Annotated in this window: 18 protein-coding genes; 14 read left to right on the top strand and 4 right to left on the bottom strand. The window is 72.5% G+C overall.

Features of this window, described 5'->3' with window-relative positions; translation table 11 throughout:
* The first annotated feature begins 45 nt into the window (after positions 1 to 45).
* The 8 genes from ABZU69_RS27305 (at position 46) to ABZU69_RS27270 (ending at position 8,064) form a co-directional block, all read left to right on the top strand.
* Positions 46 to 1,281, top strand: coding sequence for an LCP family protein (locus ABZU69_RS27305; RefSeq protein WP_354967170.1), 1,236 nt, complete (start codon positions 46 to 48; stop codon positions 1,279 to 1,281).
* Positions 1,282 to 1,564: 283 nt separating this feature from the next.
* On the top strand, positions 1,565 to 2,776 hold the full coding sequence (locus tag ABZU69_RS27300; protein ID WP_354967169.1) for an LCP family protein: 1,212 nt from the start codon (positions 1,565 to 1,567) through the stop codon (positions 2,774 to 2,776).
* A gap of 226 nt (positions 2,777 to 3,002) precedes the next feature.
* A complete protein-coding gene (locus ABZU69_RS27295; RefSeq protein ID WP_354967221.1) occupies positions 3,003 to 3,938 on the top strand; it encodes an LCP family protein in 936 nt (311 codons plus the stop codon).
* Between the two features lie 58 nt (positions 3,939 to 3,996).
* A complete protein-coding gene (locus ABZU69_RS27290) occupies positions 3,997 to 4,332 on the top strand; it encodes a rhodanese-like domain-containing protein (RefSeq protein ID WP_089018477.1) in 336 nt (111 codons plus the stop codon).
* A gap of 11 nt (positions 4,333 to 4,343) precedes the next feature.
* Positions 4,344 to 5,132 carry a glycerophosphodiester phosphodiesterase family protein gene (locus tag ABZU69_RS27285; protein ID WP_354967168.1) on the top strand — a complete coding sequence of 263 codons (789 nt, stop codon included), beginning with the start codon at positions 4,344 to 4,346 and terminating at the stop codon, positions 5,130 to 5,132.
* A 56-nt stretch (positions 5,133 to 5,188) separates the two neighbouring features.
* On the top strand, positions 5,189 to 6,643 hold the full coding sequence (locus ABZU69_RS27280; RefSeq protein ID WP_354967167.1) for a PAS domain-containing sensor histidine kinase: 1,455 nt from the start codon (positions 5,189 to 5,191) through the stop codon (positions 6,641 to 6,643).
* A gap of 55 nt (positions 6,644 to 6,698) precedes the next feature.
* Entirely contained in the window at positions 6,699 to 7,115 is a 417-nt protein-coding gene (locus ABZU69_RS27275) for an ATP-binding protein (protein ID WP_354967220.1), read from the top strand.
* A 61-nt stretch (positions 7,116 to 7,176) separates the two neighbouring features.
* Positions 7,177 to 8,064, top strand: coding sequence for a DUF5926 family protein (locus tag ABZU69_RS27270; protein WP_354967166.1), 888 nt, complete (start codon positions 7,177 to 7,179; stop codon positions 8,062 to 8,064).
* Between the two features lie 26 nt (positions 8,065 to 8,090).
* On the opposite strand, the gene ABZU69_RS27265 is transcribed toward ABZU69_RS27270, so the two are convergent.
* Positions 8,091 to 9,320 carry an arginine deiminase gene (locus ABZU69_RS27265; RefSeq protein ID WP_354967165.1) on the bottom strand — a complete coding sequence of 410 codons (1,230 nt, stop codon included), beginning with the start codon at positions 9,318 to 9,320 and terminating at the stop codon, positions 8,091 to 8,093.
* 163 nt (positions 9,321 to 9,483) lie between these two features.
* Here ABZU69_RS27265 and ABZU69_RS27260 point away from each other — a divergent pair, with 163 nt between their 5' ends.
* The 5 genes from ABZU69_RS27260 (at position 9,484) to pheA (ending at position 12,983) form a co-directional block, all read left to right on the top strand.
* Positions 9,484 to 10,224: a hypothetical protein gene (locus tag ABZU69_RS27260; protein ID WP_354967164.1), complete on the top strand. Its 741-nt coding sequence runs from the start codon at positions 9,484 to 9,486 to the stop codon at positions 10,222 to 10,224.
* Between the two features lie 166 nt (positions 10,225 to 10,390).
* A complete protein-coding gene (locus ABZU69_RS27255; protein ID WP_354967163.1) occupies positions 10,391 to 10,849 on the top strand; it encodes a hypothetical protein in 459 nt (152 codons plus the stop codon).
* A gap of 75 nt (positions 10,850 to 10,924) precedes the next feature.
* Positions 10,925 to 11,314: an ACT domain-containing protein gene (locus tag ABZU69_RS27250; RefSeq protein WP_089018469.1), complete on the top strand. Its 390-nt coding sequence runs from the start codon at positions 10,925 to 10,927 to the stop codon at positions 11,312 to 11,314.
* 195 nt (positions 11,315 to 11,509) lie between these two features.
* Entirely contained in the window at positions 11,510 to 12,016 is a 507-nt protein-coding gene (locus ABZU69_RS27245) for a hypothetical protein (protein WP_354967219.1), read from the top strand.
* A gap of 10 nt (positions 12,017 to 12,026) precedes the next feature.
* Positions 12,027 to 12,983 (top strand): prephenate dehydratase, encoded by a 957-nt coding sequence (gene pheA / locus ABZU69_RS27240; protein ID WP_354967162.1) that lies wholly within the window; start codon positions 12,027 to 12,029, stop codon positions 12,981 to 12,983.
* A gap of 48 nt (positions 12,984 to 13,031) precedes the next feature.
* Here pheA and ABZU69_RS27235 read toward each other — a convergent pair whose 3' ends face one another.
* The 3 genes from ABZU69_RS27235 to ABZU69_RS27225 all read right to left on the bottom strand — a co-directional run bounded on the left by ABZU69_RS27235 (position 13,032) and on the right by ABZU69_RS27225 (position 14,799).
* The gene (locus tag ABZU69_RS27235; protein ID WP_354967161.1) at positions 13,032 to 13,754 is read right to left on the bottom strand and encodes an AIM24 family protein; all 723 of its coding nucleotides are present in this window, start codon (positions 13,752 to 13,754) and stop codon (positions 13,032 to 13,034) included.
* Between the two features lie 114 nt (positions 13,755 to 13,868).
* On the bottom strand, positions 13,869 to 14,216 hold the full coding sequence (locus ABZU69_RS27230; protein WP_172899025.1) for a metallopeptidase family protein: 348 nt from the start codon (positions 14,214 to 14,216) through the stop codon (positions 13,869 to 13,871).
* Positions 14,217 to 14,367: 151 nt separating this feature from the next.
* Positions 14,368 to 14,799 (bottom strand): OsmC family protein, encoded by a 432-nt coding sequence (locus tag ABZU69_RS27225; RefSeq protein WP_354967160.1) that lies wholly within the window; start codon positions 14,797 to 14,799, stop codon positions 14,368 to 14,370.
* 131 nt (positions 14,800 to 14,930) lie between these two features.
* On the opposite strand from ABZU69_RS27225, the gene ABZU69_RS27220 reads away from it, so the two are divergent.
* Entirely contained in the window at positions 14,931 to 15,674 is a 744-nt protein-coding gene (locus ABZU69_RS27220; protein ID WP_354967159.1) for a hypothetical protein, read from the top strand.
* Positions 15,675 to 15,857 lie beyond the last annotated feature (183 nt).

Raw genomic sequence — 15,857 nt, 5'->3', positions numbered from 1 at the left:
GTCGCCTGAGGGCGGTAGTGGCTCGTCCTACGTACCCTGAGTTACATGTCAGCGACCTCGTCTGCCGGCGTTCCGCACCCGTACCTGCACCGCAGCGCCGGGCGTGCCTCCGTGCCCGGCCCCGACCGGGGCGCCTCCGGACGTGCCCGTCCGAGCGAGACGCGCTGGTACCCGTCACCCGATGAGGAGCTGCCCCGGCCGGGCGGCCCGGAGGGACCGCGGGGGCCCGGCGGACCGGGTGGGCCGGGTGGCGCCGCCGGGCCGGGCCGGCGCGGCCCACGGCCGCGCTGGGGTCGGATCGGCCTGGTCGCCGGGATCGCGGTGCTGGTGCTGGCGCTGCTCGGCGGCATCGGCGCCTGGCTGTACGCGCGCAACCTCGACGGCGACCTGGCCCGGACCGATCCGTTCGCGGAGATCACCGGTGGCCGGCCGGCCAAGACCGTCGACGGCGCGCTGAACATCCTGCTGGTCGGCAGCGACTCCCGGGACCCGGACGCGCCGGTCGACACGAAGAGCCAGTGGCGGGCCGACACGATCATCGTGATGCACATTCCGGCCGACCACCAGGAGGCGTACCTGGTCTCCATCCCTCGTGACCTCTACGTGCCGATCCCGCAGAGTGCCGGCGCGGACTGCGGCTCCGGCCAGCGCGCGAAGATCAATGCGGCGTTCGCGTTCGGCGGGCTGCCGCTCGCGGTCCGCACCGTGGAGTGCTTCACCGACGTCCGGATCGATCACGTGATGGCGATCGACTTCGCCGGCTTCAAGCAGGTCACCGACGCCCTCGGCGGAGTCGACCTGAAGGTGGAGCGGACCATCACCTCGATCCACAAGCCGTACCGGACGTTCACCAAGGGCACCAACCACATGGACGGCGCGGAGGCGCTGGACTGGATCCGCCAGCGCAAGCAGTTCCCGGACGGCGACTTCGCCCGGATGCGGCACCAGCAGGAGTTCCTCCGGGCGCTGCTGGACAAGGCGGCGAGCACGGGCACGCTGGCGAACCCGAAGAAGCTCAACGGCTTCCTCCAGTCGGTGACCGCGGCCGCCACCGTCGACGAGGGTTTCTCGGTGACGGACATGGCCCTGCAGTTCCGCAACCTGCGCGGCCAGAACCTCACCTTCGTGACCAGCCCGAACTCGGGCAGCCAGACGATCAACGGCGAGTCGGTGGTGGTCTCCGACCGGGAGAAGGCGCTGGCGATGTACCGGGCCATGTCGGCGGACACCATGGCGGACTGGGTCAAGGCCAACCAGCCCAAGGGCACCGAGGGCGGCTGACCCACGGGACGGCCGACGATGGGTACGACCCGTGGCGACCGGGCCGGCTGCCCGAAAGGCAGCCGCCCGTTCGGGTCATCAGGTGTCGACGATCGACCGACCTCAGCCAAATCGGCGTCCGGATTGACCCGGGATGAACTCGCCAAGTCGAATCGATGTACGTACAGTGGTGCCGCCCCCCTCCTGATCACGAGCTGGAGCACGCATGCCGGTTCAGGCCAGCCGTCGCCCTTCGTCTACCGGGTCCGCCGTCCCCAGCGGCCGGACCGCCTCGTCCATTCCGATGCAGCCGGGCCCCGCGGGCGGCGGCCCGGGTGGTCGCCCGCCCGGCGGCGGTGGCCGCTCCAGCGGCGGTGGCCGCTCCAGCGGCGGTGGCCGCTCGGGCGGCGGGCCGGCGAAGAAGCGCCCGAAGCGCAGGGACCCGCTCTGGGCCCGACTGACGGTGATCTTCGGTGCCGTGCTGATGCTCAGCAGCGGAGTGGGCATCGTCGGCAGCAAGGTGCTGATCAGCCAGGCGACCGGGGACATCGCCCAGCGGAACCTGCTCGGTGACGCCAGCAAGTCCGACGCCGAGGGCGGCGCGAGCCTGGACGGCCCGATCGACATGCTGCTGCTCGGCGTGGACGCGCGGGAGCGCTGGGCCGCGGACGACGTCCGGTCGGACAGCATCATCATCCTGCACATCCCGGCCTCACACGACCAGGCGTACCTGATCTCCATCCCCCGGGACACCGAGGCGCAGATCCCGGCGTTCCCGACGAGCGGGTTCGACGGTGGCACCGACAAGATCAACGCCGCTTTCCAGGCGGGCGCCCGCAACAGCGGCGGCTGGGAGGGTGGCGCCCAGCTGATGGCGCAGACGATCAAGCGGCTCACCGGAGTCAGCTTCGACGGTGCGGCGATCATCAACTTCGGTGGCTTCAAGAACGTCATCGACACCCTCGGCACCGTGAAGATCTGCGTGAGTCACGAGGTCAAGTCGAAGCACATGTCGTTCGTCGACGGCGAGCCGATGTGGAACGCCGACGCCAAGAAGACCGGCAAGCAGATGACCACGGTGGTGCACAAGAAGGGCTGCCAGCAGATGGAGGGCTGGGCCGCCCTGGACTACGCCCGGCAACGCTACGGGCTGCCCGGTGGCGACTACGACCGCCAGCAGAACCAGCAGCAGCTGATCAAGGCGATGGCCCGCAAGGCCACCGACGGCGGCATGCTGACCAACCCGGCGAAGCTCCAGCAGCTGACCAAGGCGGCCGGCAAGGCGTTGGTGCTGGACACCGGCGGTGTGCCGATCGAGAAGTTCATCTTCACCCTGCGCGGGATGGCCGCGAACGACCTGACCATGCTCAAGACCAACAACGGCACGTTCAACGGCAACGCCAACAAGCGCGAGGCGTTGAACGAGGAGACCATGGAGATGTTCCGGGCGATGAAGCAGGACAAGCTGGGCGAATTCGTCTTTGCCCACCCGGAGATGATCTCCAGCCGGAAGTGACGGGTCCTTCCGCAGGCGGCGGCCGACCGAAAGTCCCGGAAAGCCGGCGACCGTCCCGTCACCGCCCGTAGCCTGACGTGAGCAGGTTTCACGTATCGGCTGCGGGGAGGCGGTCACGTCTAGGTCGGGGCGGAACGAGGCGGACCGGGCCGACGAGGCCGGAGCCGCCCGTCGGCGCCGCGCCCGTGGGTCGCGGATCCTGCTCGGCATCGGCCTGGCCCTCGTCCTGCTGGCCGGGCTCGCCGTGGTCGGGCTCAAGACGCTCAGCCACCGGTACGACCGAGCGGTGGCCAAGGAGATCCTGCTCGACCTCGACGCCCGCACCGACCGGACCGATCTGCACGGGCCACTGAACTACCTGCTGGTCGGCTCCGACCGCCGGCCCGGCGGCAGCGGGCCGGACCAACGTTCGGACACCATCCTCATCGTGCACGTACCCGCCGGGCGCAGGGAGGCGTACCTGGTCTCCATCCCGCGTGACCTGCTGGTGGCCATCCCGCCGACGAACGGCTTCCCCGGCGGCCAGGACAAGATCAATGCGGCGTACGAGCACGGCGGAGGCGGGCAGGCCGGCACACGGTTGCTCTCCGCCACCCTGACCCGACTCACCGGGATCCGGTTCGACGGTGCCGCGCTGATCGACTTCTCCGGCTTCCGGAAGGTGATCGACCTGCTCGGTGGGGTACGGATGTGCGTGGACACCGAGGTCCGCTCGATCCACACCAACCGGGTCTTCCCCACCGGCTGTCAGCAGATGGACGGCGCGCAGGCGCTGGACTACGTACGGCAGCGCTACGACCTGCCCGGCGGCGACTACGACCGGCAGCACCACCAGCAGCAACTGCTCAAGGCGATGCTGGACCGGGCCGGCCAGGCGGACCTGCGCAGCAACCCGGTCAAGCTGGACCAGGTGCTCCGGGCGGTCGGCGGCTCGTTGACCGTCGACACCAACGGCGTACCCCTGGAGGACCTGCTCCTCGCGCTGCGCGCGCTGCCGGCCGACGGGTTGCGGGGTGTCCAGGTGCCCTCGTCTCCGCAGACCATCGGCGAGGTCTCGTACGTGATGCTGGACAACGGCGGCAGCGGGCTCTTCGAGGCCGTACGCGGCACCAGGGTGCCGGCCTGGACTCAGGCCAACCCACGGTGGGTGACCCGGTTGTGATGGTGCCGACGGCCGGGTCGATGCCGATCCGGCCGACGAGGATCTAGTGTTGGTACCTGTGTTCGGACCCCAGGTTCCCACCGTGCCCGTGACCGAGATCGCCGACGACACCTACCTGCTCGATGTGCGGGAAGACGACGAGTGGGCGGCCGGCCACGCTCCCGGCGCCCACCACCTGCCGATGATGGAGCTGCCGGCGCGGCTGGCCGAGGTGCCGACCGACCGGGACGTGGCGGTCATCTGCCGCTCCGGCGGGCGCTCCGCCCAGGTCGTCGCCTACCTGGTCAACAACGGCTGGGAGCAGGTGCGCAACGCCGACGGCGGGATGCGCCAGTGGGCCGCCGTCGGCCGCCCGGTGGTCGACGCCAACGGGCAGCCCGGCCAGGTCATCTGAAGGGGGCCGGGATGGGCGGGCCTCTGGTCTTCGCGCACCGCGGCGCCTCATACGACCTTCCGGAACACACCCTCGCCGCCTACCTGCGTGCCCTCGACGAGGGCGCCGACGGTCTGGAGTGCGACGTCCGGCTGACCCGGGACGGGCATCTGGTCTGCGTGCACGACCGCCGACTGGACCGCACCAGCAACGGTCGCGGCCTGGTCAGCGCGCGTACGCTCGCCGAGCTGGATGCGCTGGACTTCGGCTCGTGGCATCCCGGCGGCACGCCGAGCGGTGACGTGCCGCCCGACGAGTCGCACACCCGGCTGCTGACCCTGGCCCGGCTGCTGGACGCGGTGCTGGCCGCCGGCCGTCCGGTCCGGCTGCTGGTGGAGACGAAGCACCCGTCCCGTTACGGCTCGAACGTGGAGCGGCGGCTGGTCGCCCTGCTGCGCCGGTACGGGCTGACCGACCCGGCGCCGGACGACCCGGTCCAGGTCACCGTCATGTCGTTCTCCCCGCTGGCGGTCAGGCGGGTCCACGAGCTGGCACCGACGCTGCCCACGGTGCTGTTGCTGGAGGTGCTGCCGCGCTGGCTCCGCCTGGGGCGGCTGCCGTTCGGCACGCGCATCGCCGGGCCGGGTATCGGCCTGGTCCGGGCTCGCCCGCAACTGCTGCCCGCGCTGCGTGCGGCCGGCAACGAGGTGTACGTCTGGACGGTCAACGACCCGGCGGACCTGGAGCTGGTCCTGGCCGCCGGGGTGGACGGGATCATCACCGACCGGCCCGCGCACGCCCTGGCCCGGCTGGACCGCTGACCGGCGCCCACCCGGCAGGGGTGCCGAAATCCGGGTCGGCGGGGCACACTCGGCACATGCCGGAGCGTATCGACTTCCCCGCTCTCATCGCCGGCCACACCGTCGTGATCGAGATGATCAACTCTGGCGATGCCGGCCTGCCGGTCCTCACCCAGCTGCTACGGGTGGCCCAACCCGCGCTCGGCGCGGCCGGCATGGCGTTCGCCGAGTTCGGCCCGACCGGTGGTCGGGTGATCGCCGCGACGGGGGCGGCGGAGTGGATCCTCGGCCGCCCGCTGGCGGCCGACGACCCGGACACTGTCTGCCTGCTCTCCGGCCCCCGGGTCCGCCAGACCCGGGTCGCCCACCTCAGCGGCAAGCTCGCCGACGAGCTGGCCGGCTGCGGCCTGCGCCGGATGGTGGTGTCCCGGGCCGAGATCGGCGGTCACACCGTCGGCAGCCTGCACGCGCTCTACCCGGGCGACGAGGAGCCGAGCGCCGAGCAGCAGGGGGTCGTCGCCTACCTCGCCTCCTGCATCGCGCACATGTACGGCGACCAGACCGGGCTGCCCGTGCACGGCGACGGGCCGGTGGTGGCCGCGCTCGCCGACGGGCTGGCCGTGGTCGACCGGGACGGGCACGTCCGACTCTGGAACCCGGCCGCCGCCCAGGTCACCGGCCGGACGGCCGAGCAGGCTCTGAGCCGCCCGCTGCCGTTCCCGCTGCCGCCGTCCGGCCAGGTCCGCGACCACCGTCTGCCGGACGGGCGCTGGCTGCGGATCACCTCCGGCGAGCTGCCCGGCCCGGGCACGCTGCGGGTGGTCACCTTCCGCGACATCACCGACCAACAGCGTCGGGACCATGACCGCGAGCTGTTCGTCGCGGTGACCAGCCACGAGCTGCGCACCCCGGTCACCGTGATCAAGGGGTACGCGGACACCCTCACCGACCACTGGGATTCGCTGATCGAGTCGGACCGGCGGCAGGCCGCCCGGGTGATCGGGCAGCGCGCCAACGAGCTGGCCCGGCTGGTCGACCGGCTGCTCTCCTCGGCCGCCGAGGCGGGGCCGGGGGATGACCCGCCCACCCCGTTCGACCTCGGCGAGGCGCTGCGCTCCGCGGTCGTCGACCTGCCGGCGGAGCTGCGCCGCCGACTGGTGCTCCGCCTCCCGGCGGACCTGCCCAAGGCACTCGGCCACCGGCCCAGCCTGGTCACCGTGCTGACCGAGCTGACGACCAACGCCGGCAAGTATTCGGCGCCGCACGCGCCGATCGAGATCACCGCCGCGGTCGACGGTCAGCTGGTGGCCTTCCGGGTCAGCGACCGGGGCATCGGCATCCGCCCGGAGCACGTGGAGCGGGCGTTCGACCGGTTCTGGCAGGGCGAGTCCGGCGACCGGCGCGGCTACCCGGGCGCGGGGCTCGGCCTCTATCTCGTCCGCCGGATCGTTGAACAGCAGAATGGATGGGTATCCCTACGTCCGAGGGCCGGCGGCGGTACGGTCGCAGAGGTGCGGCTGCCGCGTGGTTGACCGGCGGTGGCGCGACGTGGAGGCGACGGTGGCAGCGAAGGAACGGGCATGGTGCGTGGTGGTCCCACACCATCCCACCGGAGCGCGGCTGGCCCGGCACCGGCTTGCCGACGACCTGGCGGAGGTCGTACCCCCGACGCTCCTCGCGGACCTGATCGCGGTGCTCGCCGAGCTGGTGGGCAACGCGGTGCGGCACGCCCGACCGCTGCCCGGCGGCGTGGTCCGGGTGGCCTGGCGGTTGCGGCCCTCGGTCGACGGGCCGCGGATCCAGCTGCGGGTGACCGATGGCGGCGCGGGCACCAGGCCACGGATCCGGACGGCCAACCCCGACGCGGCGGATGGCCGGGGCCTGCACATCGTGGCCGGTCTGGCCACCCGGTGGGGCGTCGAGCGGGACGGTCTGGGCCAGCGCGTCTGGGCGGAGTTCGATCCGGCCCCGGCACCCCGGCCCGACCTGGTGCCGGCGGGCTGACTGACCGCCGGTGGCGGGTCCCGCCCACGACGAGCCGGTCGGGCCTCTAGGCTGTGACGCCGTGAGCAAGCGTCGAAAGAGCCAGCGCGCCGCCGCGGACACCGCCCCCCGTCGGGACAAGGTGCGGGACATCTTCGTGCCCCGACCGTTCGAGGGGCTGGTCGACGAGCCCGAGTGGATCGCGCTGCGCGAGCTGGTGCCCGCCGCATCCGCGCCGCTGCGGCTGTCGCCCGCCCTTGTCGAAGAGTTCGGGGACCGGCCGGTCACGCTGGCCACGGTGCTGCCGATGGCCGCCCCGGCGATCACCAAGCCGGACGGCCGGGTGCTCATCGGTCTGCAACGTCACCAGCAGTCCGGTGACGTCTCCCGGGATCTGGCCGAGGCGCTGCTGTGCGCGTTGCGGACCGAGCCGGGCGGCCAGGTGGCCGTGCCGCCGCTGCCCGGGCCAGGCCCCCGACTGCAGGACGTCCTGGTGGACGGCCCACTGGAGATCACCATGCACGACGGGTTCGAGTTCTGGCTCGACCCGGGCGCCACGGACGACCCGACCGTGCAGGCGTCGCTGGAGCGGGCGAACGCGGCCATCTACCCGACGGTGCGGCTGACCGCGGCGAAGGCCGCGTACTGGTGCCAGGTCCCGGAGAAGGCGCACGTGCGCTGGGTGCTTCCGGACGAGGAGGACGCCGCCCTCGACGCGCTGGCCCGGCTCGGCGCGGCTGGCACGCTGCCGCTGCGCGAGCAGACCCGGTTCGCCGGCATGTTCCGCGCGCACGGTCGGCTGGTGCCGGTCTGGGACCTGCCGGAGGAGACTCCGGCGACCGACTGGGAGGACCCGGTGGCGCAGTTCGCCAAGCGGTACGCCGAGGCCCTCGCCTCCACCGACCCGCTGGATGCCCCCGGCCGCCGGGCCCGCCAGGGGCTGCTCGGTCGCCAGCTCACCCTCCGCTGACGTTAGGAAGGGCCCCTTGTTATGCACTAGGCGTTAACAAGGGGCCCTTCCTTCAACGGGTCGCGGGTGATTGGGCAGGACATGCAGCGCGGCCCACCCCGCCCGGAGCCCAGCTCCGAGCCGGCGATCGGGATCACCTCGATGCCGGCCCGCTCCAACTGGGCGTTGGTTTCGGTGTTGCGCTCGTAGCCGACGCAGAGCCGGGGTGCCAGGGCGAGCGTGTTGTTGCCGTCGTCCCACTGCTCGCGTTCCGCGGTGACCGGGTCGAGCCCGGTGTCGATGACCCGGAGCTGGTCGAGGTCCATCGCGTCGGCGGCGGCCCGCAGGAAGGGCGCGGGGCCGTCCACCCGTGGGTCCTCGCCGTCCGCGCCGGCGATCACGGTGTACGCGGAGAGCGTGCTGGCGACGTTGGGATACATCAGCACGGCGTCCACGTCGACCATCGTGCAGACGGTGTCCAGGTGCATGGTGGCGCGCTCCTGGGCGATCGGCACCACCAGGATGGTGTGGGCCAGCCCGGCGGCGAAGACCTGCCGGCCGAGCCGTTCGGCACCGGCCGGGGTCGTCCGCTCACCCACCCCGACCGCCAGCACCCCGGGTGCGAGCAGCAGCACGTCCCCGCCCTCCAGGTGCTCCAGGTGCGGGCGGTAGACGAACTCGGTGCCGGCGAAGCGCGGGTGGTGGCGGTAGATGGCGTCGGTGAGGGTGGTCTCCCGGCGGCGGGCCGGCATGGCCAGGCTGGTGACTCCGACCCGGTCGCCGATCCACAGCGACGAGTCCCGGGTGAAGAGCAGGTTGGGCAGCGGGTCGATGACGAAGTCGTGCCGGTCCATCAGGGTGTAGACCAGGCCGCCCGGCCGTTCCGAGCTGATCCGCAGTTCCTCGTGGGCCAGCCCGGCGGTGAGCACGTCGGCCAGCGCGACCGGGTCCAGGTAGGAGAGGTGGTCGGCGACCCGGGCGCGCAGGGTGTCGCCGAGCCGGCGCGAGCGGAGCACCTGCTCGGTGAGTTCGGCCCGGGCGTCCGCGACGGCCAACGTCTCGGCCAGCAGCGTGGCCAGGTAGAGCACCTCGACGCCGCGCTCGCGCAGCGCGGCGGCGAACGCGTCGTGCTCCTCCTGGGCCCGACCGACCCAGGGGATCGCGTCGAACAGGAGTGAGTCGTTGTTGCGGGGGGTGAGCCGGGCCAGTTCCGGGCCGGGCCGGTGCAGCAGTACGGTGCCGAGCCGGCCGACTTCGCTGTCGACGTAGTGGGTCACCCCCGCAGCGTAGGGCAGGGTTTGGCGGCATCCGAGAAAAGAACTGTGGATGAATATGGCATTCATCCACAGTCACTCCGGCGTTCCGGCTTGCCCAACACGGGGAGTGTCAACGTAGGGTAGTGGGGACATAACTTCGAGGGACCTTTTGCCGGAGGTCGCGATGACTGTCTTTCCCGCACGACGAGCCGTACCAACCGCCCGGGCACTGCCGCCCGTCGCGGTGCCCCATCCCCGCGTCGAGGCGCCGGGGGTTCTCGCACCGGTCCGTCCGACACCGCTCGAATGGGCCCGCCGTCGTCGGGCCGAGCGGGGCGCCCGGAGGCTGGAGGCGGCCGGAGCACGGGCCCTGGGCCAGCTCGACCATCTCGGGCCGGCCTGGCACGTCATCGAGTGGCCCCGCACCGATGTGGCCGACGTCCTGCTCGACCGTGGTCAGGACGAGCGCGCCGGGTTCCTCGCCATCGGGCCGAGCGGCCTGTTCGCGGTGACCATCGCCGACCACGGCCGGGCCCGTGTGCTCGTCGCGGGGGACGTCGTGCAGATCAACGGCAAGCGCCCGCCGTACGTGGCGGAGGCCCGCCGGGATGCCAAGCGGGCCAGCAAGGCCCTCTCCACCGCGGTGCGGCTGACCGTGCCGGTGACGCCGGTGCTGACCTTCGTCGGCTCCGGCGTGATCAGCGTCTACGGCCTGCCGAAAGACTGTCTGATGGCCACCCACCGGGAGCTTGACCGGCTCCTCGTGGCCGGCGGCAGCCGGATCAGCCCCGCCACGGCCGAGAAGCTGTCCCGGGTCGCGCAGCACCCGGGCACCTGGCTGAACGGCACGTACCGTCACACCGCCGACTACCGGTGGTATGACGAGGGCCGAACGGCCGCTGACAAGCCGGCCAACCGCCGGTAACGTCACCGGCGACGCCACGCGGCTCCGGTCCCCGTCCACCCCACCGGCTCTCGCGCCGTCACCGGCCGCCCCGGCTCAGGCAGTGCGGCCGGTGGCCCGGTGCGCTCGGTGGTTCCGTCGGCGACCCGCTAGCGTGGACAGTCCGTCGGTGTACATAGGAGGCTCGGTGGCCCACGTCGAACTCTCGCTCTCGGAAGTGTTCGTGCCGGCGGCGCGGGCCTCGACAGAGCCGGAGTCCGACAACTTCGGCCAGTGGTCCTCGACGGTCGGCCGGGCCGACGAGCCGTGCCTGCTGATCGACGCCGAAACCCGGGTGATCGCGATCTCCGCGGCCGGCTGCGAGCTGCTCTGCCTGGGCGAGCCGGACGGCCTGATCGGGCGGCCGCTGCTCGACGGCGGCTTGCGCCTACTGGACTTCACCGCCAACCGCGGCGAGCTGACCGAGGCCGAGATCGACAAGATTCCGCCCCTGCTGGCGCTCTCGTCCGGCCGGCTCGCCCGCGGTCTGCTCCGGGTGCAGGCGGCCTCGGCGAACAGCTCCGACGCGACAGTCGACGCGATCTCCACCCCGGTGCTCGCCCACGGTGCCGTGGCCGGCTCGCTCACCTTCTTCTCCGAGGTCTGACCTGCGACGGAGTGTGTCGTTCGCCGCACGCGGCGATGCTGGGGTGGGTCCGCACCGAGGCCGTAAGGTGCCCTCATGCTCGATATCGCTCTGCTGCCGGGGGAGTACGCCGTGTGCCGGTTGGCCGCCGGCTCCACCCTGCCGGACGCGTTGTCGAGCGGGCTGGGTCGCACCGACGTGGTCACCGTGAGCTGGACGGCCGACGGGATCTCGGTGATCTGCCCGACCGAGCGGGCCCCCGCACAGGCCGTGGTGGAGACCGTCTGGCGCTGCCTGCGTGTCGCCGGCCCGGTGGACGTGGCCGGCACCGACACCCTGGCCGCGCTTGTCGACCCGCTCGCCGAGGCCCGGGTCAGCGTGGTCACGTTCTCCACCTTCGATACCGACTACCTGCTGGTGCCGGCCGTGCGGTTGACGGAGGGCACGGCCGCCCTGGAGCGTGCCGGGCACCGCGTCCTCGGCTGAGCTTCACCCGTCCGGCCGCTCCCCCTACGATGGGCTCGGCCACCCCGGCCACGACGAATTCTCCGATGTCCCGAGGATCGGCCAGTGCCGTTCACCCCGTTTTGCCGCGTGTCCACCCCATCGCGGGCGACCACCCACGCCCCACCGGCGACCCACGATCCGGTGGCGACCCGCGCGCTACCCACGACCCGGGTCCTGCGGGCGGCGCTGGCGCTGATCGCCTTCGGAGTGCTGACAGGCTGCGGCGCCCCGCCCGAGCTGCGGGAGCCGCCCAGCACGCCGCCCGGCACCGGCGCCCCGACGGCACCCGGCCCGACCGGCGCCCCGAGCACCGCGCCCGCCACCCCGCCGGTCGGCACCGCGACCGCCACCCCGGACGCGGGACTGGTCGCGACGCTTTGCCAGAACGGGCCAACCGGGCAGCGGATCGTGCAGCTGCTGCGCGGCCGGGGCGGCGTGCTCCCGGACAACGTCCGGGTCCGGGTCCGCACCGGGCCGCTCTGCGCCGCCGACTGGCAGTACACCGTGCTGGAGGTGACCGGGCACGAGGAACTCCAGGTCGTCACCCGCGGTCGGGTCGCCGCGCCGGAGCTGGTCACCGCCGGCACCGACGTGTGCACCATCGAGGTACGCGCCACCGGTCCGGTGGGGATCCGGACGCTCGCCTGCGACGCCGGGCCGGTCCTCGGACCGGGTGCGTAGGCTGGTCCGCATGCCAGGAACACCGCCGACGCGCTTCGTCTACCTGGGCCCGGAGGGCACCTTCGCCGAACAGGCGCTGCGCACCGTCCCCGCCGCCGAACGCGGCAACCGTACGCCCGCCCGCAGCGTGGGTGAGGCGCTGGACAGCGTTCGGGCCGGGGACGCCGACGCCGCGCTGGTGCCGCTGGAGAACTCGATCGGCGGCGCGGTCGGTGTCACCCTCGACGAGATGGCCGAGGGCGAGCCACTGGTGATCACCCGGGAGGTGGTCCTGCCGGTGGAGTTCGTGCTCGGTGCCCGCCCGGGCACCTCGATGACCTCGGTCCGCACCGTGGCGGCCCACCCGCAGGCGTCCACCCAGTGCCGGGGCTGGCTGCGCGACCACCTGCCCGACGCGGTGGTGGTCGACGTGCTCTCCAACGGCGCCGCCGCCGGCGGCGCCGGGGCGGGCGAGTACGACGCCGCGATCTGCGCGCCGATCGGTGCGGCCCGGCACCGCCTCGCGGTGCTCGCCGACAAGATCGCCGACCATCCGGACGCGGTGACCCGGTTCGCGCTCGTCTCCCGCCCCGGGCCGCCCCCGCCGCCGACCGGCGACGACCTCACCTCGCTCGCGGTCTACATCGCCCACGACCGGGTCGGCGCACTGCTGTCGGTGCTGATGGAGCTGGCCGTCCGGGGGGTCAACATGATCCGGATCGAGTCCCGCCCGACCGGCGAGGCGCTGGGCCGGTACGTCTTCTTCCTGGACTGCACGGGGCACGTGGCCGACGCACGGCTGGGCGAGGCGTTGCAGGGCCTGCGCCGGGTCTGCGCCGACGTCCGCTTCCTGGGCTCGTACCCCCGTCACCGGTGGGCCGAGACGGCGGGCGAGCGGCCGGTGCCGGCGCCGGCCGGCCTCTCCGACGCCGACTACGCGGACGCGGCGGCCTGGCTGGCCCGGTTGCGCAGCGGCGAACTGAGCTGAACGCGGGTGCCGGCGCGCCCTGGACCGGGAGCGCCGGCACCGGCGTGATCAGCTCAGCAGACCGCCGAGCAGGCCGCCCTCCTGCTGCTGCGCGCCACTGCCCATGATCGGCGGCTCCTCGGAGGGCTGCACCACAACGAAGCCCTGGCCGGCGAAGCTCATCGTGAAGGACTCGCCGGTGCGTCGCCCGAGGAGCGTGCCGAGGCCGAGCTGCTCGGCCCGGTGGTAGCCGGTCTGGAGGTTGGCCGACCAGCAGACCGCGGCCTGCGGGTCGACGTACGTCGGGGCGTCCACGTTCAACACCACCGGAGTGCCCCTGGTCGTGATGGCGATCCGGCCGTACCCACTGAACACGCAGTTGAACAGGCCGGAAGAGGAGGCCATCCCGGCGCCGCCGACCATCTTGATGTCGTACTGGAGGGTGGAGTCGAAGGCGAGCACACTGGAGCCGTTGATGGAGAGCGCATCGCCCGGCTCAAGGTCGATGATGTGCACGTCCTTGGCCAGCTCGGCGAGGAAGACGTCACCCTGACCGGAGACCTTCATCAGCGGGACGCCCTCGCCGGTGAGCTTCTGCTTGAGGAACTTGCCGAGCCCGCCCGAGCCCAGCGCCTGGAACTGCACCTGCCCCTGGTAGGCGACCATCGACCCGACCCGGGCCATCGCCTCGCCGTTGAGCTCGATCTTCAACATCTTGGAGTTCTGCAGCCGCATGCCGGGCTGTGCGGACTCCTTCTCCAGATTCTCCGTGGAGAACAGCTCGCTGCGCATGAAAGGTGCCTCCTGAAAAGGTCGCGGTCGCTGCACCGACGGTAGGCGACCAGGGCAACCACGGGCCATCGGCCGAGCGGCGCGGCGGATCGGTCAGGCGGCGATCGGTCGCGCTCAGCCCCAGCCCAGCGCGTGCAGCCGCGCGTCGTCGATGCCGAAGTGGTGGGCGATCTCGTGCACCACGGTCACCGCCACCTCGTCGACGACGTCCTCGTCGTTGTCGCAGATCCGCAGGATCGGGCGGCGGTAGATGAAGATCCGGTCCGGCAGCACACCCGAGTAGTCCCAGCCCCGGTCGGTGAGCGCGTGCCCCTCGTAGAGGCCCAGCAGGTCGGGCTCGCCCGGGGGCGGGTCGTCCTCGACCAGGATCACCACGTTGCTCATCAGGCCGAGCAGTTCCTCGGGCACCTCGTCGAGGGCGTCGCCGACCAGCTCCTCGAAGCGTTCGCGAGTCATCTCCACCGGCACCCCACCCATTCTGCCCGACCTCGTGCCAACCGACGGGTCACGATCAGCGGCGCTGGGCCGGGATCCGCGCGTTCACGGAGAGAGCGGCCGCCCGACTGCGGGCGGAGACCCTGTCCGTGAACGTGCGGCGTACGGGTCGACCGGCTCAGGAGGCCAGGCGGGCGGTGAGGGTGATCTCGGCGCCCGGCGAGAGCAGGCGGGAGATCGGGCAGTTGGCCTTGGCGGTCTCGGCGAGCTTCTGGAACTCCGCGTCGTCGATGCCCGGCACCTGGCCGACGGTCTCCAGCTCGATCCGGGTCACGGTCATCCCGGCGTCGGTCTTGTCCAGGTGGACCTTGGCGGTGGTGTCGACCGAGGTGGGCGTCGAGCCGGCGTCGGCGAGGGCCTTCGAGAACGCCATCGAGAAGCAGCCGGAGTGCGCGGCGGCGATCAGCTCCTCGGGATTGGTGCCCTCGCCCTCCTCGAAGCGTGACTTGAAGGAGTAGGTGCCCGACAGGCCGCCCTTACCGGTGCGGACGGTGCCCGAACCCTCGGTGAGATTGCCCTGCCATTGTGCGGAAGCGGTACGGATAGGCATGACCAGAACGCTAGCGGATAGGCGACCACCGGGCGACCGACCGGCACGGACGCCGGCCCTGCGATTCCCGTCACCACCCGTCGGCTGTGCCATGATTCGACGCAGGCCCGTGACCGGCGGAAGGATGGCCGATGTCCGAGGAGCTGCCGATCCCCCGGCAAGGCGAGCGGTCCGACGGCCCCGCCGTGGTCGAGTGGGGTGCCGACGATCCGACGCGGCGGCGCGCGTTGGGCCGAACCCTGGCCGGTTTCGCCCGGGACCCCCGGCTGCCTCTGCTGCTCGCGGGGCTCGGCGCGGTGGCCGGGGTCGCCTCGCTGGTCGGGGAGTGGCTGGTGATGACCATGCCGAACGGCGGCCCGGAGGGGAACACCACGATCGAGGTGCCCGTCGGGGTTTCCGAGGTCGGCGGCCTGGGAGTCGGTTACCTGGTCGGGCTGCTCGGCCTGTTCTGCACCGTCGCGCTGGCGCTGCGGGGCACGGCGACTGTCCGGCCGAACGCCCGGTTGGCCGGGCTCACCCTCGCCGGCGCCCTGCTGGCGCTGCTGGCCGTCGCAACGGGCACGCTCGACGACCCCAGTGAGCGCAGCCTCTACTACTCACCGCAGGACGGTTTCGGGGTCGAGTACGGTCGCGGCCTGGTGATGGCGTTCATCGCGTGCGTGCTGCTCGGTCTCGCGCTGCGGCTGCCAGCGGCCACTGCGATCGGCGCACCGGCGGGGCCTGCGGAGGACGACCGGGCCGGGGACGGTGCGGCGGGACGAGGCTGGCGCCGCCGTCGGGACCGCGGCCCGATCGACGAGGACGGCCCGCCCCCGCCGGCCGACCTGACGGTCACCTCGGCCGCTCCGTTCGCCCGCCCCGAACCCCCGGCCTGAGCCGCGTCAGGGGCGCGGTCCGACGCTCTGCCCGCACCGTCTGACCTGCGATTCGTGGACACCGGCGGTGCGCCGTGCGTTGGCGCCCGATTCGCCTGGAAGCCATGGTTGCGACCTGTTCCGCGAGGTACGGTTGCTGCCCGCCGTAACGCCGGGTCTCGGCACCAGTACCGCACGGCAGGC

The organism is Micromonospora sp. NPDC005206 (assembly GCF_040608175.1).
GTDB lineage: Bacteria > Actinomycetota > Actinomycetes > Mycobacteriales > Micromonosporaceae > Micromonospora.
The sequence above is the reverse complement of the archived record's forward strand: the minus strand, read 5'-3'. Positions and strand labels throughout refer to the sequence as shown.

Coding starts and splice junctions, on each gene's coding strand:
- ABZU69_RS27305 (WP_354967170.1), top strand. CDS start 46: ATGTCAGCGACCTCGTCTGCCGGCGTTCCGCACCCGTACCTGCACCGC.
- ABZU69_RS27300 (WP_354967169.1), top strand. CDS start 1,565: ATGCAGCCGGGCCCCGCGGGCGGCGGCCCGGGTGGTCGCCCGCCCGGC.
- ABZU69_RS27285 (WP_354967168.1), top strand. CDS start 4,344: ATGGGCGGGCCTCTGGTCTTCGCGCACCGCGGCGCCTCATACGACCTT.
- ABZU69_RS27280 (WP_354967167.1), top strand. CDS start 5,189: ATGCCGGAGCGTATCGACTTCCCCGCTCTCATCGCCGGCCACACCGTC.
- ABZU69_RS27260 (WP_354967164.1), top strand. CDS start 9,484: ATGACTGTCTTTCCCGCACGACGAGCCGTACCAACCGCCCGGGCACTG.
- ABZU69_RS27250 (WP_089018469.1), top strand. CDS start 10,925: ATGCTCGATATCGCTCTGCTGCCGGGGGAGTACGCCGTGTGCCGGTTG.
- pheA (WP_354967162.1), top strand. CDS start 12,027: ATGCCAGGAACACCGCCGACGCGCTTCGTCTACCTGGGCCCGGAGGGC.
- ABZU69_RS27235 (WP_354967161.1), bottom strand. CDS start 13,754: ATGCGCAGCGAGCTGTTCTCCACGGAGAATCTGGAGAAGGAGTCCGCA.
- ABZU69_RS27225 (WP_354967160.1), bottom strand. CDS start 14,799: ATGCCTATCCGTACCGCTTCCGCACAATGGCAGGGCAATCTCACCGAG.
- ABZU69_RS27220 (WP_354967159.1), top strand. CDS start 14,931: ATGTCCGAGGAGCTGCCGATCCCCCGGCAAGGCGAGCGGTCCGACGGC.